Genomic DNA, 24,930 nt, shown 5'->3' with positions numbered 1-24,930 from the left:
GGGTTGTAGTGTTCAGACATTTTGTGTCCAACCCAAATCCACTGTGGGAGCGAGCCTGCTCGCGAATGGCCGCACCGCAGATCTCGACTCATAACCAAATCGAATCCCACAACGGATAGTCGCCAAGGCTTTCGACCAACCCGGCCCGTAATGGGTTGGCAATGACATACCGAGCCATCATCACCAGATTCTCTTCCTTACGCAGTGCGCGGTCATGGAAACCAGGTTGCCAAAGGCTGGACTTTCGACCGGTCGAAAGCTTTACCGCTTTTGTACTGAGGGACTTCGTTCGCTGCATCAATTCGCCGAGCGAGCCGTTCTTCAATTCAATCAGCCAGTGAAAATGATCGGGCATTACGACCCAAGCCAGAGAATTGGCCAGTCCCGTTTCCTCAGCTGCCCGGAATTGACTTACGAGCAATCTGCCAAGGAAGAAATCGCTGAATACGGGTTCTCTCCCGGCAGTATTGGCGGTCAGAAGGTAAATGCGGTTGTGTTCTGAATAGCGTCCGATGCGCAAGCGATGTGAAGCAGATAAACCCGGCATTCCGTTGCCTTTTCATATGTTGATCATAAGAAGGCTAGCCGTGGAGATGGCGAAGGGAGTGCCAAGTTTTTAGCAAGATATGTAGCGAGGATCGTATTCGCGAGCAGGCTCGCTCCCACAGGGGATTTTTGGGGTTCAGACATTTTGTGTCCAACCCAGATCCAGTGTGGGAGCGAGCCTGCTCGCGAAAGCGCCTATTCAGAAACTGACATTCAAACAGCCACCCCGCCATCCGCCCGCAAATCCAGCGCCTCCACCGCTCTTATCGCGACCTGCTCATCCACATCCGACAAGTCCCCGCTGATCCCGATCGCGCCGAGCACTTCACCCGCCTGATTGCGAATCAGCACGCCACCCGGTGCCGGCACTACGCTGCCCTGCCCCATGCTGTTCAACGAAGAAAAAAAGGCCGGGCGTTGCTGGGCGTCCTGGGCGAGCAGGCGTGAGCCTTTGCCCAGGGCGATGGCGCCCCAGGCTTTGCCGATGGCGATGTCCGGGCGCAGCAGGCTAGCGCCGTCTTCGCGTTGCAGGGCGATCAGGTGGCCGCCGGTGTCGAGCACCGCGATGGTCAGCGGCGCGGCGTTGATGCCGCGTCCTGCGTTGATGGCTTCGCTGACCAGGTTGACTGCGACTTTCAAGGTTAAAGCGCTCATGGTGCCGTCCTCATTTTGTTATAGGGAAAGTCGTGGGACTGCGCGTTTGTGCCGCAGTCCAATGACACAAATAGAACACAATGAGTTATTTTTTTGTATACAATAATTCTCGAAAAGCGCCACATGCGACGAAAAGCCACAGCACAAAGGGCTTCCGACGAATGAAACAGGCGCTTGAGAAAATGGATTGACCTGCGCCGTCCGCCGTGAATACACTCTGCGCAAAGCCACTTGTATACAATTACAAAACGTAAAGAGGCACAAAACCATGAGCAAAATGAGAGCAATCGAAGCCGCCGTTCTGGTGATGCGCCGTGAAGGGGTTGATACCGCTTTTGGCATCCCGGGCGCAGCGATCAACCCGCTGTACTCCGCCTTGCAGAAGGTCGGTGGCATCGATCACGTCCTTGCTCGCCACGTTGAAGGCGCCTCGCACATGGCCGAGGGCTACACCCGCACCAAGGCCGGCAACATCGGCGTGTGCATCGGCACGTCCGGCCCGGCCGGCACCGACATGGTCACCGGGCTCTACAGCGCCTCGGCCGACTCGATTCCAATCCTCTGCATTACCGGCCAGGCACCCCGCGCCCGGATGCACAAGGAAGATTTCCAGGCTGTCGACATCACCAGCATCGTCAAGCCAGTCACCAAGTGGGCAACCACCGTTCTCGAACCGGGCCAGGTGCCTTACGCGTTCCAGAAAGCCTTTTATGAAATGCGCTCCGGGCGTCCAGGCCCGGTGCTGATCGATCTGCCGTTCGACGTGCAGATGGCCGAGATCGAATTCGACATCGATGCTTACCAACCGCTGCCACTGGCCAAACCGACCGCGACCCGCGTGCAGGTCGAGAAGGCTCTGGCTCTGCTGGACCAGGCCGAGCGTCCATTGCTGGTAGCCGGTGGCGGCATCATCAATGCCGACGCCAGCGACCTGCTGGTCGAGTTCGCCGAGCTGACCGGCATCCCGGTCATCCCGACCCTGATGGGCTGGGGCACCATCCCTGACGATCACCCGCTGATGGTCGGCATGGTCGGTCTGCAGACGTCGCACCGCTACGGCAACGCGACGATGCTCAAATCCGACGTGGTGCTGGGCATCGGTAACCGTTGGGCCAACCGCCACACGGGTTCGGTTGACGTGTACACCGAAGGGCGCAAGTTCATTCACGTCGACATCGAAGGCACGCAGATCGGCCGCGTGTTCACGCCGGATCTGGGCATCGTTTCCGACGCCGCTGCCGCGTTGACCGTGTTCATCGAAGTGGCGCGTGAATGGCAAGCCGCCGGCAAGCTGAAGAATCGCAGCGCCTGGCTGCAGGATTGCCAGCAGCGCAAGGCCAGCCTGCATCGCAAGACCCACTTCGACAACGTGCCGGTCAAACCACAGCGCGTTTACGAAGAAATGAACCAGGTGTTCGGCAAGGACACCTGCTACGTCAGCACCATTGGTCTGTCGCAGATTGCAGGCGCGCAGTTCCTGCACGTCTACAAGCCGCGTCACTGGATCAACTGCGGCCAGGCCGGCCCGTTGGGCTGGACCATTCCGGCGGCGCTGGGCGTGGTGAAGGCCGATCCGAACCGCAAAGTCGTGGCCCTGTCGGGGGACTATGATTTCCAGTTCATGATCGAAGAACTGGCGGTCGGCGCTCAGTTCAAACTGCCGTACATCCACGTCGTGGTGAACAACTCGTACCTGGGCCTGATCCGTCAGGCCCAGCGCGGGTTCGAAATGGACTACTGCGTGCAGCTGTCCTTCGATAACCTCAATGCGCCGGAACTCAACGGTTACGGGGTTGACCACATCGCAGTCGCCGAAGGCCTCGGCTGCAAGGCACTGCGTGTGTTCGAACCGTCGGAAATCGCCCCCGCCCTGCGCAAGGCCGAACAGATGATCGAAGAGTTCAAGGTGCCGGTGATCGTCGAGATCATTCTGGAGCGTGTGACCAACATCTCCATGGGTACCGAGATCAACGCGGTCAACGAATTCGAAGACCTGGCACTGGTCGGCAATGACGCGCCGACGGCGATTTCGTTGCTCGATTAACTGCTGACTGCTCTCCCTGTGGGAGCGAGCCTGCTCGCGAAGACTGCTTCATATCCGACAAGGATGTCGGCTGACAGATCGCTTTCGCGAGCAGGCTCGCTCCCACAGGGGACCTCACAAGATTTACGGGAGACCACCATGCCGCGTTTCGCAGCCAACCTGTCCATGCTGTTCACCGAACAGGATTTCCTTGCCCGTTTCGACGCCGCCGCCAAGGCCGGTTTCAGTGGCGTGGAATACCTGTTCCCGTACGACTTCAGCTCGGCTGAAATCAAGGCAAAACTCGAGGCCAACGGGCTGACCCAAGTGCTGTTCAACCTGCCGGCCGGTGACTGGGCCAAGGGCGAGCGTGGCATCGCCTGCCTGCCGGACCGGGTCGAAGAGTTCCGCGCCGGGGTCGATCTGGCGATCGCCTACGCACAAGTGCTGGGCAACACCCAAGTCAACTGCCTGGCCGGTATCCGCCCGCAAGGCGTTGACGATGCCACGGTGGAAAAGACCTTTGTCGCCAACCTCAAATACGCCGCCGACAAGCTGCAAGCGGTGGGTATCAAACTGGTGATGGAAGCGATCAACACCCGCGACATTCCCGGTTTCTACCTGAACAACACGGCGCAGGCCCTGTCGATTCGCGAACAGGTCGGCAGCGCCAACCTGTTCCTGCAATACGACATCTATCACATGCAAATCATGGAAGGCGATCTGGCCCGCACCCTGCAATCGCACCTGGGCGAGATCAACCATGTGCAGCTCGCGGACAACCCGGGGCGCAACGAGCCGGGCACCGGTGAGATCAACTACCGCTTCCTGTTCGAACACCTTGATCGCATCGGTTATCAGGGTTGGGTTGGCTGCGAATACAAGCCGTTGACCACCACCGAAGCGGGCCTGGGCTGGTTGAAATCGCACAACGCAATCTAAGAAACACAGCAAATCCCCTGTGGGAGCGAGCCTGCTCGCTCCCACATGAAAAGTAGCTCCCCTATTTGCTTGAGCACGACAAAAACAAGAGGATTTTCTCATGGCTAAAATCGGATTCATCGGCACCGGCATCATGGGCCACCCAATGGCGGCGAACCTGCAGAAAGCCGGTCACAGCCTGTTCCTGTCGCAACACCACGACGCCGCGCCGGCCGATCTGCTCGCCGCTGGCGCCGTCGCCCTGGCCAACCCGCGCGAAGTGGCGCAGGAAGCCGAATTCATCATCGTCATGGTTCCGGACACCCCGCAGGTCGACGACGTACTGTTCCGCGCCGACGGCGTTGCGGCCGGTATCGGTAAAGGCAAAGTGGTCATCGACATGAGCTCGATTTCGCCGACCGCGACCAAAGCCTTCGCCGCCAAGATCAACGAGAAAGGCGCGCAATACCTTGATGCACCAGTGTCCGGCGGTGAAGTCGGCGCCAAGGCCGCGACCCTGAGCATCATGGTCGGCGGCGACGCCGATGCCTTCGAACGCGCCCTGCCGCTGTTCCAGGCCATGGGCAAGAACATCACCCTGGTCGGTGGCAATGGCGACGGCCAGACCGCCAAAGTGGCGAACCAGATCATCGTCGCCCTGAACATCCAGGCCGTGGCCGAAGCCCTGCTGTTCGCTTCGAAGAACGGTGCCGATCCAGCCAAGGTGCGCGAAGCACTGATGGGCGGTTTCGCTTCTTCGAAGATCCTTGAAGTGCACGGCGAGCGCATGATCAAGGGCACCTTCGACCCAGGCTTCCGCATCAGCCTGCACCAGAAGGACCTGAACCTGGCCTTGCAAGGCGCCAAGGAACTGAACATCAACCTGCCGAACACCGCCAATGCCCAGCAAGTGTTCAGCACCTGCGCGGCCATCGGTGGCAGCAACTGGGACCACTCGGCGCTGATCAAGGGCCTGGAACACATGGCCAATTTCTCGATTCGCGACAATAAATAAAGCCTGCACAAAACCCTGTGGGAGCGAGCCTGCTCGCGAAAGCGGCTTAACATTCAACATCCATGTTGGCTGACATACCGCGTTCGCGAGCAGGCTCGCTCCCACAAGGGACCTGAGTCGCCCATTCGAATAACAAGAATTCCGGGAGCCCGCCATGTCGGTCGATCCGCAACAACTGCTGCGCGAGCTGTTTGCCACAGCCATCGACGCGGCCCATCCGAACCAAGTCCTCGAAGCCCATTTGCCTGCCGATCGCAGCGGTCGCGTCATCGTCATCGGTGCCGGCAAAGCCGCTGCCGCCATGGCGCAAGTGGTCGAGCGCTGCTGGGAGGGTGAAGTCACCGGCCTGGTGGTGACCCGCTACGGCCACGGCGCTCCGTGCGAAAAAATCGAAGTGGTCGAAGCCGCGCATCCGGTGCCGGACGCCGCCGGCCTGGCTGTGGCCAAACGCGTGCTGGAGCTGGTCAGCAATCTCAGCGAAGACGACCGCGTGATCTTTCTGCTCTCCGGCGGCGGCTCTGCCCTGCTCGCCCTGCCAGCCGAAGGCATCACCCTTGCCGATAAGCAGTCGATCAACAAAGCCCTGCTCAAATCCGGCGCAACCATCGGCGAGATGAACTGCGTGCGCAAGCACCTCTCAGCGATCAAGGGTGGGCGTTTGGGCAAGGCCTGCTGGCCGGCGACGGTTTACACCTACGCGATTTCCGATGTGCCCGGCGACCTCGCCACGGTCATCGCGTCCGGGCCGACCGTGGCCGATCCAAGCACTTCGGCCGAAGCACTGGCGATCATCAAGCGCTACGGGATCGACATTCCCGCCTCCGTGCGCACTTGGCTGCAAAGCCCGGAATCGGAAACGGTCAAACCCGGCGACCCGAGTCTGGCGCGCAGTCATTTCCAGTTGATCGCCCGCCCGCAGCAATCGCTGGATGCCGCTGCGGTGAAATGCCGTCAGGCCGGTTTCAGCACCTTGATTCTCGGCGACCTCGAAGGCGAGGCCCGCGAAGTGGCGAAGGTCCACGCCGGCATCGCCCGACAGATCATCAATCACGGCCAGCCACTGGCGGCGCCGTGCGTGATTCTTTCTGGCGGTGAGACCACGGTAACCGTGCGCGGCAATGGCCGTGGCGGGCGTAACGCCGAATTCCTCCTCAGCCTGACCGACAGCCTCAAGGGCCAACCCGGCGTCTACGCGCTGGCCGGCGACACCGATGGCATCGACGGCTCGGAAGACAACGCCGGCGCGATCATGACCCCGGACAGCTACGCCCGCGCCGCCGCCCTCGGTTTGAGCGCCAGCGACGAGCTGGATAACAACAACGGTTATGGCTACTTCCAGGCGCTCGATGCGCTGATCGTCACCGAGCCGACCCGCACCAACGTCAACGACTTCCGCGCCATCCTGATCCTTGAGAACTGCAAATCATGACGCCTGATAAAAAGGTCAAAATCCTCGCCACCCTCGGCCCTGCCGTCGACGGCATCGACGATATCCGCGAGCTGGTCGAGGCCGGGGTCAACATCTTCCGCCTGAACTTCAGCCACGGTGATCACGCCGACCACGCCAAGCGCTATCAGTGGATCCGCGAAGTCGAGCGTCAGCTCAACTATCCGCTGGGCATTCTGATGGACCTGCAGGGGCCGAAACTGCGCGTCGGCAAGTTCGCTGACGGCAAGGTGCAATTGCATCGCGGTCAGGCGTTCCGCTTGGATCTCGATGCGACACCGGGCGATGAGCGCCGGGTCAACCTGCCGCATCCGGAAATCATTGCCGCGCTGGAAGCGGGCATGGATCTGCTGCTCGACGACGGCAAGCTGCGCCTGCGCGTGGTCACCAAGTACGCCGATGCGATCGACACCACCGTACTCAACGGCGGCGAACTGTCCGATCGCAAAGGCGTGAATGTGCCGCAAGCGGTGTTGGACTTGAGCCCGCTGACCGCCAAGGATCGCCGCGACCTGAGTTTCGGTCTGGAACTGGGCGTGGACTGGGTCGCGCTGTCGTTCGTACAGCGCCCGCAGGACATTGTCGAAGCCCGCGCGTTGATCGGCGACAAGGCATTTCTGATGGCGAAAATCGAGAAGCCTTCGGCAGTCGAGCAACTGCGTGAGATTGCTGAGTTGAGCGACGCGATCATGGTCGCGCGAGGAGATCTGGGCGTTGAAGTGCCGGCGGAAAGCGTGCCGCAGATTCAGAAAAACATCATCACCACCTGCCGAGAACTCGGCAAACCGGTGGTAGTAGCGACGCAGATGCTCGAGTCGATGCGCTTCTCCCCTGCCCCGACCCGCGCCGAAGTGACCGACGTCGCCAACGCCGTCGCCGAAGGCGCCGATGCGGTGATGCTCTCGGCGGAAACCGCGTCCGGCGAATACCCGCTGGAAGCCGTGCAGATGATGAGCAAGATCATTCGTCAGGTTGAGAACGGCCCGGACTATCAGACCCAGCTCGACGTCAGCCGGCCGAAAGCCGAGGCGACGGTTTCCGATGCGATCAGTTGCGCAATCCGCCGGATCAGCAACGTGCTGCCGGTGGCGGTGCTGGTCAATTACAGCGAGTCCGGCGCCTCGACGCTGCGTGCATCGCGCGAGCGGCCAAAAGCGCCGATCCTCAATCTGACGCCGAACCTGCAAACCGCGCGGCGCTTGAGCGTGGCGTGGGGCATTCATTCGGTGGTCAACGATCGCCTGCGTCAGGTCGACGAAGTCTGCTCGACGGCGCTGGAGATTGCCCAGGCGCAAGGTATGGCCGAGCGTGGCGACACATTGCTGATTACCGCAGGCGTACCTTTCGGGCAGCCGGGGTCGACCAACTCGCTGCGCATTGAGACGTTGATTTAGCGCCTGTACCGGCCTCTTCGCGAGCAGGCTCGCTCCCACCGTTGATTTGTGTGCACCACAAACTCAATGACTGGACGCAGATCCATGTGGGAGCGAGCTTGCTCGCGAAGCAGGCGCCTCGGTTTCCCTGACTTTCAGAACTGCCATGCCTGCCAATCATTTCAACACCCACTGCCCCGACTGGGCCGAGGCTTTGCTCAACGGTTTCAGTCAGATTTTCTTCCAGCGCCATCCGCTGTGCGGCCTGCTGTGCCTGTTGGCGATTCTGCTGACCGCGCCGGTACTGTTCGCCGGCGCGCTGCTTGGTGGCGTTGCTGGTCTGCTCACCGCGCAGCGGCGCGACTACGCCAAGGCCGATCGCCAGGCCGGGTTGTTCAGCTACAACGGCGTGCTGCTCGGCCTGCTGCTGAGCCTGTATTTCCCGTGGTCGCCGCTGCTGCCGCCGTTGATTCTTGCGGCGGGCGGCTTGAGCGCGATGCTCACTCAGCAATGGCTCAAACATGTGTACCGCAGTCGCTCCATACCGGCCTACACCTCGCCGTTCGTGGCGATCAGTTGGGTGCTCCTGATGTTTGCCGAACCGGCCACGCCGATGGCATCGCCCGACCTGAACACGACAAATCTGCTGGCCGCTGAACTGCGCGGATTTGGCCAGGTGATGTTTCTTGACCATCCATTGGCCGGAGCGTTGATCGCCGGGGGTTTGCTGCTCGCCGATCGCCGCGCTTTTTGCTGGGCATTGCTGGCTTCGGCGATCGGCCTCGGCTCCAGTCTGCTGCACCACGAAGCGTCCGCCGCATTGCTCGGGCTCGGCGGCTACAACGCCGTACTCGCAGCCCTCGCCTTCAGCGCGCAACGGCAACATCCGTGGCTGCCGCTGCTGGCAATTGTCCTGGCGTTGCTGGTGACTCCGTTGTTTGCTGCCATGGGACTGGCGACGCTGACCGCGCCGTTCATCCTCGCCTGCTGGTTGATCCGGGCTGGCATTCAGATGTTGGGCAAAGCGTCGCTGGCGCATGAGCCTTGCGCTCACGGGGACAATCACCCTAGGCTGCGCTGATCTTCGATTCAGGCGTTATCCATGGACAGCAGCAACAATTGGCGCGAACGGCTCTACGTCATGATTTTCCAGAGCGACACCCCGGCCGGGCGTCGCTTCGACGGCATCCTGCTGTTGATCATCCTCGCCAGTCTGGTGATCGTGATGCTCGACAGTATCGACAGCATTCATCGCAATTACGCCGACGTTCTGGCCTATATCGAGTGGGGCTTCACGGCGATCTTCCTCGGCGAATACATCCTGCGTCTGTACTGCTCACCCAAGCCGCTGCGCTATGCCTTCAGCTTTTATGGCCTGGTGGACCTGCTGGCGATCGTGCCGGGCATCCTCGCGCTGTACTACAGCGATGCGCAGTATCTGCTGATCATCCGCATCATTCGGATGCTGCGGATTTTCCGTGTGCTCAAGCTCAGCCCGTATCTCAAGCAAGCCAACTATCTGATGTCGGCGCTGCGTGGCAGCAAGCAGAAAATCGTCGTGTTTCTGGTCAGCGTGTGCACGCTGGTGACGGTGTTCGGCACGCTGATGTACGTGATCGAAGGCCCGGAACATGGCTTCACCAGTATTCCCAAAGGCATCTATTGGGCGATCGTCACCCTGACCACTGTGGGCTTCGGCGACATCGTGCCGAAGACGCCGCTGGGCCAGGTGATTTCCTCGCTGGTGATGATCACCGGTTACTCGATCATCGCCGTGCCCACGGGGATTTTTACCGCTGAGCTGGCCAACGCCATGCGCGGAGAGCAGCTGCAACATGACTGCCCGGGCTGCCAGAAAAAGAGCCATGAACAGAGCGCAGCGTTCTGTTCGCGCTGCGGCAGTCAGCTGTTCAAGAAAGTGGAATAAGCACAGAGCTTTTTAATCTTTAAGCGACTATGCGAGGCCCGCTATAGTCGCTGGCAAATCGCCTCATTATTGACACGACACCCCACAGAACAAGGAATGCGCAGTGAAAAAACTCTTTGGCGCCTCACTTCTCGCCGCCGGCCTGGCCTTGGCCAACATCGCTCAGGCAGCACCGACGCTGCTAAACGTTTCCTACGACGTGATGCGTGATTTCTACAAAGACTACAACGCTGCTTTCCAGAAGCACTGGCAAGCCGAGCACAACGAAAACATCACCGTGCAGATGTCCTTCGGCGGCTCGAGCAAGCAGGCGCGCTCGGTGATCGACGGCCTGCCGGCTGACGTCATCACCATGAACATGGCCACCGACATCAACGCCCTCGCCGACAACGGCAAACTGGTCCCGGACAATTGGGTCACGCGCCTGCCCAACAACAGCGCGCCGTTCACCTCGGCGACGGTGTTCATCGTCCGCAAGGGCAACCCAAAGGCCTTGAAAGACTGGCCAGATCTGCTCAAGGATGGCGTGCAAGTGATCGTGCCCAACCCGAAAACTTCGGGTAATGGCCGCTACACCTATCTGTCGGCCTGGGGCTACGTGCTGAAAAACGGCGGCGACGAGAACAAAGCCAAGGACTTCGTCGGCAAGCTGTTCAAGCAGGCGCCGGTGCTCGACACCGGTGGCCGCGCCGCCACCACCACGTTCATGACCAACCAGATCGGCGACGTGCTGGTGACCTTCGAAAACGAAGCGGAAATGATCGCTCGCGAGTTCGGTCGCGATCAGTTCGAAGTCATCTACCCGACTGTCTCCGCAGAAGCCGAGCCACCGGTTTCGGTGGTCGACAAAGTGGTCGACAAGAAAGGCTCGCGTGCTGCAGCTGATGAGTATCTGAAGTACCTGTGGTCGCCGGAAGGGCAGGAAATCGCGGCGGCCAACTACCTGCGTCCGCGTGATCCGGCGGTGCTGGCGAAATACACCGACCGTTTCCCGAAAGTGGATTTCCTCTCGGTGGAAAAGACGTTTGGTGACTGGCGTACGGTGCAGAAAACCCACTTCAATGATGGTGGGGTGTTTGATCAGATTTATACCGGGCAGTAAGGCTTGATCTGAAAAATCAAAAGGCGACCCACCGGGTCGCCTTTTTGTTGCATGGGAATACCGGTCATTACACTGCGTAATAACAGTTATCATCCGAAAACGTCTTCTGCCATCCCACGTTGTCCATTAGCCTCAGCGCTTTCCTGTGCCCGACCCGAGATTCCCTATGACCACCACTCCTCACGCATTGACCCGAGGCATGGTCCTGCTGTTCGCGTTCTGCTGCGGCGCCATCGTTGCCAACATCTACTACGCACAACCGATCATCGGCCTGATTGCGCCGGACATCGGTCTCTCCGACACCATGGCCAGTTTCATCGTCTCGCTGACCCAGATCGGTTACGCGTTGGGCCTGTTCTTTCTGGTGCCGCTGGGGGATCTGCTGGAGAACCGTCGGCTGATGATCATCACCACGGTCGTGGCGATCGCCAGTCTGCTTGGCGCCGCGTTCACTGAACAGCCGAACGTATTTCTGCTGATCTCGCTGCTGGTCGGGTTCAGCTCGGTGTCGGTGCAGATCCTGATTCCGCTGGCGGCGCATCTGGCGCCGGAAGAGTCCCGTGGTCGCGTGGTGGGCGGCATCATGGGCGGTTTGCTGCTGGGTATTCTGTTGGCGCGACCGGTGTCGAGCGTGGTCGCCGATCACCTCGGCTGGCGCGCCATGTTCATGATCGCCGCAGCATTGATGGCGGCTATCAGCGTGGTGCTGGCGCTGACCGTGCCCAAGCGCCAGCCGGATCACAGCGCCACCTATGGCCAGTTGATCGGCTCGCTGTGGACACTCCTGCGCCAGCAACCGGTACTGCGTCAGCGGGCGTTTTATCAGGGCTGCATGTTTGCCACGTTCAGCCTGTTCTGGACCGCCGTGCCGCTGGAACTCGCGCGCAACCATGGCCTGTCGCAAAGCGAAATCGCCATCTTCGCTCTGGTGGGGGCCATCGGTGCCATCGCCGCGCCAATCAGCGGCCGCCTCGCCGATGCCGGTCACACACGCATCGCCTCGCTACTGGCCATGCTGTTTGCCAGCCTGAGCTTCCTCCCTGCTTTCATTCACCCGGCCTACAGCGTCATTGGCCTTGCCGTGACCGGCGTGGTGCTCGACTTCTGCGTGCAGATGAACATGGTCCTGGGCCAACGCGCGGTGTACTCGCTGGACGCGAAAAGTCGTGGCCGCTTGAACGCGCTGTACATGACCAGCATCTTCATCGGCGGCGCCTTCGGCTCGTCGGTCGCCAGCGCGGTGTACGAGCATGGCGGCTGGTTGTGGATCGTGATTGTCGGCAGCGTCTTTCCGCTGTTGGCGTTGCTGCGGTTTTTGAGCACTTCACGACGCGCTTCATTGGCCACCGCTTAAGGCGTCAAAAGCTTCGCGAGCAGGCTCGCTCCCACAGGTTTTGGGTGACTTCCAAATCACTGCAATACACAAAACCAGTGTGGGAGCGAGCCTGCTCGCGAAGGCGTCAGTTCAGATCATGTTTGCACCGACTGACACACCGCTTTCGCGAGCAGGCTCGCTCCCACAATTGGACGTACCTTCAATACCGAACCAGTTTTTCCATCGCCGCATCCGCCAGAAACGAGGAGCGGCTTTTGACGTTATGCTCGCGTACATAGCGATCAATACGCTGAATCACATAGCCGGGCAGCGTAACGTTGACCTTTTCGGTCTTGCCCAGGTACGGCGAGATATCCAGCTCCAGCATGCCCCAGCCCATCTCGGCAAAATCCGGATGATTGCGATGCGCCGCTGCCGAGGTCGGCATCGGAATCGCCTGACCGGCCGCCGCGATCTCCTGCAGCATGAGGTGAGCCACTTCCACGGCCGCGTTGTAGGCCTCCTCAAAGCTGTCCCCGGCCGTGACTGCGCCGGGAATATCGGGGATCTGAATGCCGATGGCAGTGTTCTCGTCACCCCACTCGATGCAGATGGGATATTGCATTACGGATCTCCTTCATGACGGTTTGGCGGGCTGAATAACCCCGCGCGCCGCCGAATGCTTTTGACTGTCCCCAGCGGTAAATCCTTTTTCGGATGCGGGACGGCAATCGTGTTCGGGTTGTAACGATGAGTGAAGATGTGATGACTGCCCGCAACCCGATCCAGCGTCCAGCCCGCCTCCTCCAGCTCCTTCATCAATAGCCTGCTCTGCACCAACCGCCTCCTTGGCCTGGCCCATTAAAAGTAACTCTAGAGTTATCTTTACTCAAGCACAGAATGGGACGGGGTGATGGTTGGTAGTTTTACAAGGTGTGATTCAAACGGCAAAAAAAACGGCGATCCCAGGATCGCCGTTTCTCTCACTGCCCGAACTTCTTCCCCAACCCCGGCGGGACGCCGTGGATGTTGGTGTCTTCCCACGGGCCGTTGGGGCTGACCGAGCGGCTCCAGCCGTTGTTCCAGCGGTAGTAGGTGCGCTGGCGGTAGAAGGTGTTGGTCTGGTCGTCGAGGACGTAGACGCCGAGCTTCTGGTCCCAGTGGCTGTTGCCGCCCGGTGGCGGGGCGAAGCTGGCTGAGGTGCGGGGCACGGGCTTGGCGGGTTTGGCCGGGATGCTCTTGCCGGGAGTCGGCGAGGTCGACGGGGTCGGGCTCGGTTGCGAGGGCGGGATCGGCGGCAGGCTGGTGGTCGGTTCCGGGCGTTGTACCGCACATGCACTCAAGCCCAGGGCCAGTGTGAGGACTGTGATGCGGGCGATGGTGTGCATGGCGGTGCTTTCCTGTTGGGTCCGGTTACTTGTCCGGGCTGTCGATAGTCAGTTTTTGTGGCGCGGTAGTGCTGCTGGCCAGTGGGCCGCTGCGACCGATCCACTCACCGGCAGTCGGTTGACCGGCTCGTGAGATGCGCGCAACCAGTTGGACTTCAGGGAAGTTGGACAGTTTCAACTGCGGCATCATTGCATCGGCATCGCCCAGTTCGACGGTCACCGGCAGGTCAGCCACGGTCAGGCGTTTGGCCGCCAGCGGCGCCGGTGGGCCAGAAGTGGCACGGGCGAAGATGAACACACTGTCGCCCGGTTGCACCTTGCTCTTGAGTTCGCTGGCCAGATCAACGCTGACTTTCAGCAATGCAGCTTTCGGCGCCGGTGCCTCGGCAACCTTGCCACCGCTGGCTTTCAGGCGTTCGGCGGCACGTTCGATGCCGCCTTGCAGCGCAGCGCGAGAGTTGTCATCCGGCGGCAGTTGCGCAAGCAGGCGATTCCAGTAATCGATGGCTTCTTGATAACGCTCGCCTTCGAACGCAGCGATGCCGAGCAGGCCGAGGCTGGTGACTTCTTTCGGATCGGCCTTCAGCGCTTCGTCGGTCAGTTTCTGAATCTTTTCCGACCACTTTTTACCGTCAGCAAAATACTGCGCCTGCGCCCACTGGCCGAGCAGCTCCGGCTGGCGACCGGCGAGGTTGGCGGCGCGTTCGAACATCTTCGCCGCGTCTGCCGGGCGGTCCTGAGCCATGTAGGTACGGCCGAGGAAATACAGACCTTCGGCGGAATCCGGTTGTGCGGCAACCGCACGCTCCAGACGCTGGGTCATCTGTTCCATCGACTGCGGTGCCTGAGCGAATTCGCGGGTCAGTTCGACCTTGTCGGCGGCGCCGAAATGCAGGTACAGACCGAGGCCCAGCACCGGCACCAGCACGGCGGCCAGCAGCGGCAGCGGCTTACCCAAGCGCGAGACACGCGGCGCGGCGGCGCCTTCGGTGTCAGCGAGCAATTCACGCGCGGCTTCTGCGCGGCCGCTGTCCAGTTGCGCGGCGTCGAGCACGCCTTCGGCCTGCTGCGCTTGCAGCTCGGCAACCCGTTCCTGGTACAGCGCAACGTTCAACGCGGTGCGATCTTCTTCCCGCTGAGCGCGGCGTTCGCGCAGTACCGGGATCAGCAGAAAACTCAGGGCGACCAGAAGCAAAAGCCCTGCGGCGAGCCAGAAATCAATCATTCTTGGTTTTTATCCAACAGTTGGTCGAGGCGCTGACGTTCTTCGGCAGACAGCGATGACGGCGTTTCGGCGCGTTGCCCGCGCCGCCTGCGCACGATCAGCGCGATCACCACGAAACCACCGAGCAGCAGCCCGGCCGGGCCGAACCACAGCAGCGCAGTCTTGGCATTGAGCGCCGGTTTGTAGCGGACGAAATCACCGTAGCGATCGACCATGAAGTCAATGATCTGCTGATTGTCCTTGCCCTCCCCCAACATGCGGAAAATCTCTTTGCGCAGGTCGGCGGCGATCGGCGCGTTGGAGTCGGCAATGTCCTGGTTCTGGCATTTGGGGCAGCGCAGTTCCTTGGTCAGTTCGCGGAAACGCTCGCGGTCGCCCTCGTTGGCAAATTCGTAGGTATCGATGGCCGCGTGGGCGACACCGGCCAGGCTCAAACCCAACACGACCGCAGCGAGAAAACGCTTCATGGCTTGGCCTCATCGACCAGCGCCTGATACTTGGCCGCGAGTTTTTCGCGCCAGACCTGCTCGTCGATCACTCCGACGAACTTGTCGCGGATGATGCCTTTGGCGTCGATGAAGAAGGTTTCCGGCGCGCCGTAGACACCGAGGTTGAGGCCCAGCGAACCTTCGTCATCACGAATATCCAGCGCATACGGATTGTGGAACTCGGCCAGCCACTTCAACGCGTCGGCGTTGGTGTCCTTGTAGTTGATGCCGTAGATCACCACACCGCGCTCGGCGAGCTTGTTCAGCACCGGGTGCTCGACCCGGCAGGAAATGCACCAGGTGCCCCAGACATTGACCAGCGCCGGTTTGCCGAGGATGTCGGCTTTGGTCAGCGTCTTGTCACCCTGCACACTCGGCAGGGAAAACTCCGGGAACGGCTTGTTGATCATCGCCGACGGCAGCTCTGCCGGATCCAGGTACAAGCCCCGATAGAGAAACACCGCCACCAGCAGGAAAATCGCCAGCGGCAACAACATCAACCAACGTCTCATACCGCCGCTCCCGTCATGCCCAGTGCTTCGCGAACTTTGCTTTTCACCTTGACCCGATAACGCCGATCCAGCGCCGCCAGCAAACCACCCAATCCGGTGAGCAAGCCGCCGAACCAGATCCAGCGCACGAACGGTTTGACGTGTACGCGCACGGCCCAGGCGCCGTTATCCAGCGGCTCGCCGAGGGCGACGTAGAGATCGCGGGTGAAACCGGCATCGATGCCGGCTTCGGTCATCACCGAGTTCTGCACGGTATACAGACGTTTTTCCGGGTGCAGTACGCTGATTTCCTTGCCGTCGCGAATGACGCGGATGGTGCCTTTGTCGGAGGTAAAATTCGGCCCCTCGAAATGCTTGGCGCCTTCGAAGACGAACTGATAGCCGGCCAGATCCATCGACTCGCCCGGCGCCAGACGCAGGTCGCGCTCGGCACTGTTCTGGCTCGACAACACCACGCCCAGCGCGCACACGGCGATGCCGAGGTGGGCGATCTGCATGCCCCAATAGCTGCGGGTCAGCGTCGGCAAACCTTTGATCAGACCTTTGTGGCGAGTCTTGTCGAACAGATCGCGCACGCCAGCGAGCAACACCCACGCCGCCAGCAGGAACGTCGCAATCACTGCCCAGTTGAAATCGCCGTAAGCCACGCCGGCCACCACGGCCAGTGCAACGCTGCCGAGCAGCACCGGAGTGAGCATGCTCGCCAGCCATTTCACTGGGGTGTCCTTCCAGCGCACGATCACACCGATCGCCATGACCAGCATCAGCAAGGCCATCAACGGAATGAACAACGCATTGAAGTATGGCGGGCCGACCGACAGCTTGGCGCCGCTGATGGCATCAAGAATCAGCGGATACAAGGTGCCAAGGAGGATCATCGATGCAGCGACAACCAACACCAGGTTGTTGCCCAGCAGCAAAGTCTCGCGTGACCACAGATTGAAACCGACCTGACTTTTCACCACTGGCGCACGCAGTGCGAACAGCGTCAGTGAACCGCCCACCACGAACAGCAGGAAAATCAGGATGAACACGCCGCGCTCGGGATCCGAAGCAAACGCGTGCACCGAGGTCAGCACGCCCGAGCGTACGAGGAAAGTGCCGAGCAGGCTCAACGAAAACGCGGCGATCGCCAGCAACACCGTCCAGCTCTTGAACACGCCACGTTTCTCGGTGACCGCCAGCGAGTGAATCAGCGCGGTGCCGACCAGCCATGGCATGAACGAGGCGTTTTCCACCGGGTCCCAGAACCACCAGCCGCCCCAGCCGAGTTCGTAATACGCCCACCACGAACCGAGGGTGATGCCGATGCCCAAAAACGCCCAGGCGACGATGGTCCACGGCCGCGACCAGCGCGCCCACGCCGCATCGAGACGCCCGCCGAGCAGCGCGGCGATGGCAAATGCGAAGGCCACGGAGAAACCGACATAGCCCATGTACAGCATCGGCGGATGCACGATCAGGCCGATGTCTTGCAGCAACGGGTTGAGGTCGCGACCGTCAGCGGGAATCTGCGGCAGGATCCGCGAAAATGGGTTCGAGGTAAGAATCAGAAACAGCAGGAAACCGGTGCTGATCATGCCCATCACCGCCAGGACGCGGGCGAGCATGACTTGCGGCAACTGCCGGGAGAACACCGACACAGCGAAGGTCCAGCCGCCGAGGATCAACGCCCACAGCAGCAGCGAACCTTCGTGGGCGCCCCACACCGCGCTGAATTTGTAGTACCAGGGCAGCGCGCTGTTGGAGTTCATCGCCACGTAGCCGACGGAAAAATCGTCGGTCATGAACGCGTAGGTCAGGCAGCCAAAGGCAAACAGCAGAAAGGCAAACTGGCCCCACGCCGCCGGTTGCGCCAGGCTCATCCACAAGCGGTCGCCGCGCCATGCGCCGAGCATCGGCACCACCGCTTGAACCAGTGCAAAACACAGCGCAAGGATCATCGCCAGATGGCCCAGCTCAGGAATAAACAGTGCGGCGGCCATCGATCAACCCTCCTTCACAGGCGTCGGTGCGGATTGACCGCTGTCCTTCAGCGCTTTGGTCACTTCCGGCGGCATGTACTTCTCGTCATGCTTGGCCAGCACTTCATCGGCGACCACCACACCATCGGCGTTGAGCTTGCCGAGGGCGACGATGCCCTGCCCTTCGCGGAACAGATCCGGGAGGATGCCGCGATAGGCGATGGTCACCGATTTGTTGAAATCGGTGACGACGAATCTGACGTCCAGCGAATCCTTTGAGCGTTGCAGCGAACCGGCCTCGACCATGCCGCCGGCGCGGATGCGCGTGTCCTGCGGCGCTTCGCCGTTGGCGATCTGCGTCGGTGTGTAAAACAGATTGATGTTTTCCTGCAGCGCGCTCAGGGCCAGGCCGACAGCAGCGCCCACTCCGACCAGAATCGCCAGAATGATGATCAGACGTTTTTTGCGCAGCGCATTCACTTGCCGTTCTCCCGGCGCAGACGACGCGCCTCTTGTTGCAGATAACGCTTGCGCGCCGCAATCGGCGCCACCACGTTCAGGGCCAGCACCGCCAGGCAGATGCCGTAGGCCGACCAGACATACAGGCCGTGATGGCCCATGGCGAGAAAATCGCCGAATGAAGCAAAACTCATCGCGCCGCCTCCAGACTCTGCTGCACTTCGGCTTTTACCCAACTGGCGCGGGCTTCGCGTTTGAGCACTTCAAGACGCATGCGCAGCAACAGCACAGCGCCAAAGAAGCAGTAGAAGCCCAGCACCGTCAGCAGCAGCGGCAACCACATTTCCGCCGGCATCGCGGGTTTTTCCGTAAGGGTGAACGTCGCGCCCTGGTGCAGGGTGTTCCACCACTCCACCGAATATTTGATGATCGGAATGTTGATCACGCCAACGATCGCCAGCACCGCGCAGGCCTTGGCGGCGCTGTCACGGTTGCTGATGGCGTTGCCAAGCGCGATCACGCCGAAATACAGAAACAGCAGAATCAGCATCGAGGTCAGGCGCGCATCCCACACCCACCAGGAGCCCCAGGTCGGTTTGCCCCAGATGGCCCCGGTGACCAGCGCCACGGCGGTCATCCACGCACCGATCGGTGCGGCGCATTGCAGAGCAACATCGGCGAGTTTCATCTTCCACACCAGCCCGACCACGCCGCACACTGCGAGCATCACGTAGATCGATTGGGCGAGCATCGCTGCAGGTACGTGGATATAAATGATGCGGAAGCTGTTGCCTTGCTGGTAATCCGGCGGCGCGAACGCCAGGCCCCAGACCACACCAATGCCGATCAGCAGCAACGCTGCGATGCTCAACCACGGCAGGAACTTGCCGCTGATGCCGTAGAACCACTTGGGCGAGCCGAGCTTGTGAAACCAGGTCCAGTTCATACTGTTTCCATCACGGTTGCCGCTCATCATCGCGAGCTGGCAAAGGGTCATGCCTTTCTTCTGGAAGAAGTGGTCAATTTTTGACCAGGCCTCATTATTATTCGCCGACGCTGATTTTCAGGCCAGCGGCTATTGCAAAGGGTGTCAGGGTGATCGCCAGCGCTGTGAGGCTGGCCATCCACAACAGGTAGCCGGTCGCCGGCATGCCTTGCAGCGCCGCTTGCAACGCGCCGCTGCCAAGGATCAACACCGGGATGTACAACGGCAGAATCAGCAGCGCCAGCAACAGCCCGCCGCGCTTCAGGCCGACCGTCAGCGCCGCACCGACTGCGCCGAGCAGGCTCAACACCGGCGTGCCGAGCAGCAACGACAGCAGCAGCACCGGCAGGCACGCGGCCGGCAACCCGAGCATCAACGCCAGCAACGGCGACAGCAGCACCAGTGCCAGACCGGAGAACAGCCAGTGTGCCAGCACCTTGGCCAGGACCAGAAGCGGCAGCGGGTGCGACGAAAGGACCCACTGTTCCAGCGAGCCATCTTCGAAATCACTGCGAAACAGTCCGTCCAGCGACAGCAGGACCGACAACAACGCCGCCACCCAGACTAACCCCGGGGACAGGTTTTGCAAGACTTGAGTTTCCGGGCCGACGGCCAGCGGGAAAAGTGCAATGACGATGGCGAAGAAAATCAGCGGATTGGCCAGCTCCGCCGGGCGGCGGAACAGCAGTCGCGATTCGCGGGCAAGCAGCAGGCCGAAGACACTCATAGCGCCCATTTCCCCAGATCGACGTCGCGGTAACCGGCCGGCATGCGGCTCAGCGTATGGTGGGTGGTCAGCACCACCAGGCCGCCGCGTTCGCAATGCGCGGCCAGATGTTCTTCCAGCTGGGCGACACCCTGCTTGTCCAGCGCGGTGAAAGGTTCGTCGAGTATCCACAACGGCGGGCTATCCAGATACAACCGCGCCAGCGCCACACGGCGCTGCTGGCCGGCGGACAGGCTGTGGCAGGGAACGTCTTCGAAACCGCGCAATCCTACCGCTGCCAGCGCCTGCCAGATCGCCTCGCGTTCGGCGGGATGATGCAGGGCGCAGAGCCAGGAAAGGTTTTCTTCAGGAGTGAGCAGATCCTTGATCCCGGCGGCGTGGCCGATCCACAACAGATTGCGCGCCAGTTCGCTGCGTTGTTCGTTCAGCGGCTGACCATTGAGCAGCACCTGGCCGTCGGTGGGTTGCATCAAACCGGCGAGCAGACGTAAAAGACTGGTCTTGCCACTGCCGTTGGGGCCGCTGATCTGCACCATGTCGCCGCTCGCCAGGCGCAATTCGAGGTTTTCGAAAAGCAGCCGCAGATCGCGTTCACACGCCAGGGCAACGGTTTGCAGGACAGGACTGGTCAAGGGATCACGGGCCTTATACGGTTCAAGTCGGCTCTAGAACGGCCGTTAAAGAGATGCAGCATAGATGCTTTGATCGCTCGATCTGACGAGCTGGATCAAACAATTGCCAGGTTTTTTGAACGAAGCGCACGACGCGCGGCATTATACATGCCGTGCCTTACTCTCAAGAGCGCAATTTCCTCAGGTTGTGTCCGCGTATGACAGGCGAAATGAACATCCTCCCGCTCCCTCCGACCGCGCCGGCGAGCGCTCGCCCGCAGATGGGTGAGCTGCTCAAGCTGCTGACGCCGGTCGAGGGATTGATAGGCGCCGGGCAAAGCGCCAAGGCCGAGGTGTTGTCGCTCAAGCAGGCCGATCAGACCTTTGAATTACTGCTCAAAGTGACCCTCGACAGCGGCCGCCAGACCACCGTGCAGGCCAGCAGCAATCTACCGTTGCCGCAGGGCACCAATCTGGCGATCACTCAGCCGTCGGCCGGCAATCTGGCGATCACCGTACAGCAAGCGATCGCCAGCAGCGTCGCCACCCTCACCCGCATCGATACCGCGCAATTGCCCGCCGGCACCTTGCTGCAAGGCAAAGTCGTGACCTCGCAGGCCCTGCCGCAGACGCCGGGGCAAGCGGCGGTATTTCGCTCGATGGTCACCCTCCTCAACACCGCGTTGAGCGGCAGCACCTTGACCGTCGACAGCCCGCAACCGCTGCGCATCGGCACCCTGTTGTCGGCGCAGGTGCAGGATGCGCAAACCCTCAAATTCGTGCCGCTGAGCAGCCGTCAGGAGCAACTGGCGGTCAGTCAGCAGTTGCTCGGCCAGCAAAGTCGCCAGGGCTCGCTCGATGGTCTGCTGAAGATGTTGCAAAATCTGCCGCCGGCCACTGACCAGACCTCGGCCGATCTGCGCGCGGTGGTCGACAAGTTGCTCGCCAGCCTGCCCGACTTGCAGCAAATGAGCAGTGCCAAAGGCATGGCGCTGGCCTTGGCGAATAGCGGTGCGTTCCTCGAAGCGAAACTGCTCGGCGGACAAAACCCTACCCTCGCCCCGGACATGAAGGCCGACCTGCTCAAGCTGATCGCGCAACTGACGCCGGGCCTGCCGAGCAATACCAGTTTCAACGCGATCATCGCCGCCAACACCTTGGCGCAGGCGCTGCCAAGTTTCGTCCGGAACGCCCTCGGCACCCTCGGCCAGGTCAGCGCCAAACCGCTGCCGAGCAGCTTTCCGCTGCCCGAACGACTGCTGGCAAAACTGGAAGGCGAAGGTGATCTCGAACAACTGCTGCGCCTCGCTGCCGCAGCGGTGTCGCGCCTGCAGAGCCATCAACTGTCTAGCCTGGAACAGACCGGCGTCACTGACGATGGCCGCCTGCTCAGCACCTGGCAGCTGGAAATCCCCATGCGCAATTTGCAGGACATCGTGCCGCTGCAGGTCAAGTTCCAGCGTGAAGAAGCGCCGGAGCGCGAACCGCAATCGCATGAGCGCCGCGAAGAACGCGAACCGAAACAGCAACTGTGGCGCGTCGATCTGGCCTTCGACATGGAGCCGCTCGGGCCGCTGCAGATTCAGGCGCAACTGATCGCTGGCAGCCTGTCCAGTCAGCTGTGGGCTGAGCGTCCGTACACCGCCGACCTGATCGAAAACAATCTGTTTGCCTTGCGCCAGCGCTTGCTCGATTCCGGGCTCAACGTCGGCGACCTCGACTGCCACCACGGCACCCCGCCGCAAGGCAACCAAACCCGCCTCGAACACCGCTGGGTCGACGAAACCGCATGAACGATTCCACTGCCCCACGCCAGGCCATCGCCCTCAAATATGACGGCAACCACGCCCCGACCCTCACCGCCAAGGGGGACGATGAACTGGCCGAAGAAATCCTGCGCATCGCCCGCGATTGCGAAGTGCCGATCTACGAAAACGCCGAACTGGTGCGCCTGCTGGCGCGGATGGAACTGGGCGACAGCATCCCCGAAGAGCTTTATCGCACCATCGCCGAGATCATCGCGTTTGCGTGGAATCTGAAAGGCAAATTCCCCGAGGGACAAGCCCCCAACGCGCCGATGGTCGAGAAGGACATCACCGCGCGCGGGGATGATTATTGAGGTTTCAAAGACGCCTTCGCGAGCAGGCTCGCTCCCACATTTACCGTTAACAAATGTGGGAGCGAGCCTGCTCGCGAATAGCGCTTTTGATATTGCTTGAAGCTTGCCGCTAGAAGCTTCTAGCTGCTCTTGTGCAACTTGCGCATCAACTCCGCCTCAGCCTGGGTCAAGCCGCACGACTGAGTCAGTTCATCGACGCTGGCGCCCATGCCCACCAGTTTCGCCGCTTGGGCGAATGACAGGCTCGATGGGTCGCGTTGTTCCAGCGCAACGATCTTGTCCGGCAACGGGCTCACCACTGCGCGCAACTCGTGCAGGGCTTCGCCCATGCGCACGTTACCGTTCTGGTAGTCGTCGACGCGTTTGGCCAGCTCCTTGATGCGCTGATCACGCAGCGCATCACCCTGGGCCTGCTGCGCAGCGATTACCCGCTGCGCCTTGATGTACGAGACGAACATCGCCAGCGTACCGGCCCAGAACAGGAACAGAACAATTACCGCAACCTCGAGAATCAAATCAGATGCTCTCCAGTTCCGACCATTCTTCTTCGCTCATCATCTTGTCCAGCTCGACCAGAATCAGCAGCTCGTTGTTCTTGTTGCACACGCCCTGGATGAACTTGGCCGATTCTTCGTTACCGACGTTCGGTGCGGTTTCGATTTCCGACTGACGCAGGTAAACCACTTCGGCGACGCTGTCGACCATGATGCCAACGACTTGCTTGTCGGCTTCGATGATGACGATACGGGTGTTGTCGCTGATCTCGCCGCTGTGCAGGCCGAAGCGCTGACGGGTGTCGATCACGGTGACCACGTTGCCGCGCAGGTTGATGATGCCCAGCACATAGCTCGGCGCACCCGGTACCGGGGCGATCTCGGTGTAGCGCAACACTTCCTGCACGCGCATCACGTTGATGCCGTAGGTTTCGTTATCCAGTTTGAAGGTCACCCATTGCAGGATCGGATCTTCAGAACCTTTTGCATTCGACGCCTGACTACTCATACCCTGACCCCTCGAAAAAACCGCCCTGGGCGGTGTGTGTTCTGTGTGGTGGCGTTGAAAAATGCCATCGCCTGATTGTTATGTCGGCTGCTTTGTCGGTTTATGTAGCGGCTTGTTGCCGCTCAAGTGCTTTGCCCCGCCGCTGGCGATCAACTCGGCCAGCGCGGACACGTCAAGCAATGCACACATGTGCTCGATCACGGTGCCGGCGAGCCATGGCCGCTGACCCCGGTGACTTCTCCATTTGATCTCATTCGGGTCCAGGCGCAACGAGCGGCTGACCTGATGCACCGCCAGCCCCCACTCGTAACCCTGTACCGAAATCACGTATTGCAGGCCCTGTCGGAAGTCATCGCGGTAGCGATCCGGCATGACCCAGCGCGCCGTGTCCAAAACTTTCAGGTTGCCGGCCTGGCTCGGCAGAATTCCGAGGAACCACTCCGGCTGACCAAACAGCGGCGTCAGCTCGTGGCCGGCCAGCGAATAGATCGAGCCGAGGCACACCAGCGGCACCGCCAGGGTCAGCCCGGCAACATCGAACAGCAAGCATTCGAAGGCTTCGGCGGCCCACGCCGGACGGCCATCGGGCTCGACCGGTGGCGGCGGATTGTTCGGTGGCAGATGCACTTCGACCAGCGGCGGGACCAGCACCTGCGGTTCGGCCACTGGCGGCGCGGGTTCTGGCTCCGGCTCGGGTTCCGGCACGGTCAATAACTGCGTTTGCAGCAGCGGCGTCAGGGTCGACAGCGGCGCGCGCGGTTCGTCGATCAGGGCGACCGGTGCCTTGGCAACAGGCGCAATGGCGGGCGCGGCAACCGGGACGGCAGATTTCTGCGCATCGCGGGCCTGCTCTTCCAGCACGGCGGCCTGGAACTCGTCCATGGCTTCGGTGCTTTCCACCGCTTCAGGCTGCGCCTGCTCCATGACTGGCGGCTGCGCTTCGACTGGCGCAGGCAAGTCCTCGGGGAGGTCCAGCAGCAGGTCTTCCAGATAGGACTGCAAGGCCTGTTGCGGACGTGACGTCAGCTTCACCGGCCGGTTCATGCGCGACTCCCTGTAGGAGCTGCCGAAGGCTGCGATCTTTTGATCTTTTCAGGAGCACTGACAGGCCAGATCAAAAGATCGCA

General features: G+C 61.1%; 28 protein-coding genes. 11 read left to right on the top strand and 17 right to left on the bottom strand.

Annotated features, from left to right (window positions below; genetic code table 11):
• Positions 1-88: 88 nt before the first annotated feature.
• Complete coding sequence (locus tag AC4IHP_RS24670; protein WP_434768188.1) at positions 89-547, bottom strand: REP-associated tyrosine transposase; 459 nt, start codon at positions 545-547, stop codon at positions 89-91.
• Positions 548-759: 212 nt separating this feature from the next.
• On the bottom strand, positions 760-1,200 hold the full coding sequence (locus tag AC4IHP_RS24665; protein WP_130927505.1) for a GlcG/HbpS family heme-binding protein: 441 nt from the start codon (positions 1,198-1,200) through the stop codon (positions 760-762).
• Between the two features lie 268 nt (positions 1,201-1,468).
• Here AC4IHP_RS24665 and gcl point away from each other — a divergent pair, with 268 nt between their 5' ends.
• The 9 genes from gcl to AC4IHP_RS24620 all read left to right on the top strand — a co-directional run bounded on the left by gcl (position 1,469) and on the right by AC4IHP_RS24620 (position 12,362).
• Positions 1,469-3,244 (top strand): glyoxylate carboligase, encoded by a 1,776-nt coding sequence (gene gcl / locus AC4IHP_RS24660; protein ID WP_042607573.1) that lies wholly within the window; start codon positions 1,469-1,471, stop codon positions 3,242-3,244.
• A 138-nt stretch (positions 3,245-3,382) separates the two neighbouring features.
• Complete coding sequence (gene hyi / locus AC4IHP_RS24655) at positions 3,383-4,165, top strand: hydroxypyruvate isomerase (protein WP_056783872.1); 783 nt, start codon at positions 3,383-3,385, stop codon at positions 4,163-4,165.
• A 100-nt stretch (positions 4,166-4,265) separates the two neighbouring features.
• Positions 4,266-5,159: a 2-hydroxy-3-oxopropionate reductase gene (locus AC4IHP_RS24650; protein ID WP_041479609.1), complete on the top strand. Its 894-nt coding sequence runs from the start codon at positions 4,266-4,268 to the stop codon at positions 5,157-5,159.
• A 154-nt stretch (positions 5,160-5,313) separates the two neighbouring features.
• Positions 5,314-6,588 carry a glycerate kinase type-2 family protein gene (locus AC4IHP_RS24645; RefSeq protein ID WP_490832960.1) on the top strand — a complete coding sequence of 425 codons (1,275 nt, stop codon included), beginning with the start codon at positions 5,314-5,316 and terminating at the stop codon, positions 6,586-6,588.
• Positions 6,585-8,000 (top strand): pyruvate kinase, encoded by a 1,416-nt coding sequence (pyk, locus tag AC4IHP_RS24640; RefSeq protein ID WP_490832959.1) that lies wholly within the window; start codon positions 6,585-6,587, stop codon positions 7,998-8,000. Before AC4IHP_RS24645 ends, pyk begins: the two co-directional genes overlap by 4 nt.
• 145 nt (positions 8,001-8,145) lie before the next feature.
• The gene (locus tag AC4IHP_RS24635) at positions 8,146-9,060 is read left to right on the top strand and encodes an urea transporter (protein WP_490832958.1); all 915 of its coding nucleotides are present in this window, start codon (positions 8,146-8,148) and stop codon (positions 9,058-9,060) included.
• Between the two features lie 21 nt (positions 9,061-9,081).
• Positions 9,082-9,906: an ion transporter gene (locus AC4IHP_RS24630; protein ID WP_041479613.1), complete on the top strand. Its 825-nt coding sequence runs from the start codon at positions 9,082-9,084 to the stop codon at positions 9,904-9,906.
• 103 nt (positions 9,907-10,009) lie between these two features.
• A complete protein-coding gene (locus tag AC4IHP_RS24625) occupies positions 10,010-11,008 on the top strand; it encodes a sulfate ABC transporter substrate-binding protein (protein WP_460117531.1) in 999 nt (332 codons plus the stop codon).
• 166 nt (positions 11,009-11,174) lie between these two features.
• Positions 11,175-12,362, top strand: a complete 1,188-nt coding sequence (locus tag AC4IHP_RS24620; protein ID WP_490832957.1) for an MFS transporter — start codon at positions 11,175-11,177, stop codon at positions 12,360-12,362.
• A 181-nt stretch (positions 12,363-12,543) separates the two neighbouring features.
• Here the strand turns inward: AC4IHP_RS24620 and AC4IHP_RS24615 are convergent, their stop codons facing one another.
• From AC4IHP_RS24615 to ccmA, 12 genes are all read right to left on the bottom strand, one after another.
• Complete coding sequence (locus AC4IHP_RS24615) at positions 12,544-12,948, bottom strand: type II toxin-antitoxin system HicB family antitoxin (RefSeq protein ID WP_016771035.1); 405 nt, start codon at positions 12,946-12,948, stop codon at positions 12,544-12,546.
• Positions 12,948-13,160: a type II toxin-antitoxin system HicA family toxin gene (locus AC4IHP_RS24610; RefSeq protein ID WP_073472735.1), complete on the bottom strand. Its 213-nt coding sequence runs from the start codon at positions 13,158-13,160 to the stop codon at positions 12,948-12,950. Before AC4IHP_RS24610 ends, AC4IHP_RS24615 begins: the two co-directional genes overlap by 1 nt.
• A 146-nt stretch (positions 13,161-13,306) precedes the next feature.
• Positions 13,307-13,711: a hypothetical protein gene (locus AC4IHP_RS24605; RefSeq protein WP_073472737.1), complete on the bottom strand. Its 405-nt coding sequence runs from the start codon at positions 13,709-13,711 to the stop codon at positions 13,307-13,309.
• A gap of 25 nt (positions 13,712-13,736) precedes the next feature.
• A complete protein-coding gene (gene ccmI, locus AC4IHP_RS24600) occupies positions 13,737-14,936 on the bottom strand; it encodes a c-type cytochrome biogenesis protein CcmI (protein ID WP_490832956.1) in 1,200 nt (399 codons plus the stop codon).
• On the bottom strand, positions 14,933-15,403 hold the full coding sequence (locus tag AC4IHP_RS24595) for a cytochrome c-type biogenesis protein (protein ID WP_122747440.1): 471 nt from the start codon (positions 15,401-15,403) through the stop codon (positions 14,933-14,935). The genes ccmI and AC4IHP_RS24595 overlap by 4 nt, the downstream gene beginning before the upstream one ends.
• A complete protein-coding gene (locus AC4IHP_RS24590) occupies positions 15,400-15,936 on the bottom strand; it encodes a DsbE family thiol:disulfide interchange protein (protein WP_016771042.1) in 537 nt (178 codons plus the stop codon). The genes AC4IHP_RS24595 and AC4IHP_RS24590 overlap by 4 nt, the downstream gene beginning before the upstream one ends.
• Positions 15,933-17,921 carry a heme lyase CcmF/NrfE family subunit gene (locus tag AC4IHP_RS24585; protein ID WP_460117518.1) on the bottom strand — a complete coding sequence of 663 codons (1,989 nt, stop codon included), beginning with the start codon at positions 17,919-17,921 and terminating at the stop codon, positions 15,933-15,935. The genes AC4IHP_RS24590 and AC4IHP_RS24585 overlap by 4 nt, the downstream gene beginning before the upstream one ends.
• A 3-nt stretch (positions 17,922-17,924) precedes the next feature.
• The gene (gene ccmE, locus AC4IHP_RS24580) at positions 17,925-18,380 is read right to left on the bottom strand and encodes a cytochrome c maturation protein CcmE (RefSeq protein WP_123442833.1); all 456 of its coding nucleotides are present in this window, start codon (positions 18,378-18,380) and stop codon (positions 17,925-17,927) included.
• A complete protein-coding gene (gene ccmD / locus AC4IHP_RS24575) occupies positions 18,377-18,553 on the bottom strand; it encodes a heme exporter protein CcmD (RefSeq protein WP_016771045.1) in 177 nt (58 codons plus the stop codon). Before ccmD ends, ccmE begins: the two co-directional genes overlap by 4 nt.
• Positions 18,550-19,305: a heme ABC transporter permease gene (locus AC4IHP_RS24570; RefSeq protein ID WP_039763713.1), complete on the bottom strand. Its 756-nt coding sequence runs from the start codon at positions 19,303-19,305 to the stop codon at positions 18,550-18,552. The genes ccmD and AC4IHP_RS24570 overlap by 4 nt, the downstream gene beginning before the upstream one ends.
• Before the next feature lie 97 nt (positions 19,306-19,402).
• Positions 19,403-20,071 (bottom strand): heme exporter protein CcmB, encoded by a 669-nt coding sequence (gene ccmB / locus AC4IHP_RS24565; protein ID WP_039763615.1) that lies wholly within the window; start codon positions 20,069-20,071, stop codon positions 19,403-19,405.
• Entirely contained in the window at positions 20,068-20,703 is a 636-nt protein-coding gene (gene ccmA / locus AC4IHP_RS24560) for a cytochrome c biogenesis heme-transporting ATPase CcmA (RefSeq protein WP_490832955.1), read from the bottom strand. The genes ccmB and ccmA overlap by 4 nt, the downstream gene beginning before the upstream one ends.
• Positions 20,704-20,900: 197 nt before the next feature.
• Between ccmA and fliK the strand changes: the two genes are divergently transcribed.
• Together fliK and AC4IHP_RS24550 are read left to right on the top strand one after the other, a co-directional pair.
• Positions 20,901-22,475: a flagellar hook-length control protein FliK gene (gene fliK, locus AC4IHP_RS24555; protein WP_490832954.1), complete on the top strand. Its 1,575-nt coding sequence runs from the start codon at positions 20,901-20,903 to the stop codon at positions 22,473-22,475.
• Positions 22,472-22,801, top strand: a complete 330-nt coding sequence (locus tag AC4IHP_RS24550; RefSeq protein WP_490832953.1) for an EscU/YscU/HrcU family type III secretion system export apparatus switch protein — start codon at positions 22,472-22,474, stop codon at positions 22,799-22,801. The genes fliK and AC4IHP_RS24550 overlap by 4 nt, the downstream gene beginning before the upstream one ends.
• Positions 22,802-22,920: 119 nt before the next feature.
• Here the strand turns inward: AC4IHP_RS24550 and AC4IHP_RS24545 are convergent, their stop codons facing one another.
• The 3 genes from AC4IHP_RS24545 to AC4IHP_RS24535 form a co-directional block, all read right to left on the bottom strand.
• Positions 22,921-23,316 carry a DUF2802 domain-containing protein gene (locus tag AC4IHP_RS24545; RefSeq protein WP_042607551.1) on the bottom strand — a complete coding sequence of 132 codons (396 nt, stop codon included), beginning with the start codon at positions 23,314-23,316 and terminating at the stop codon, positions 22,921-22,923.
• Position 23,317: 1 nt separating this feature from the next.
• Positions 23,318-23,803 (bottom strand): chemotaxis protein CheW, encoded by a 486-nt coding sequence (locus tag AC4IHP_RS24540; RefSeq protein WP_016771050.1) that lies wholly within the window; start codon positions 23,801-23,803, stop codon positions 23,318-23,320.
• Positions 23,804-23,881: 78 nt separating this feature from the next.
• Entirely contained in the window at positions 23,882-24,847 is a 966-nt protein-coding gene (locus AC4IHP_RS24535) for a CheW domain-containing protein (protein ID WP_490832952.1), read from the bottom strand.
• Positions 24,848-24,930: the final 83 nt, after the last annotated feature.

It is taken from the genome of Pseudomonas sp. UF-293 (genome assembly GCF_058245595.1).
This window is presented reverse-complemented; position numbering and strand designations above follow the sequence as displayed.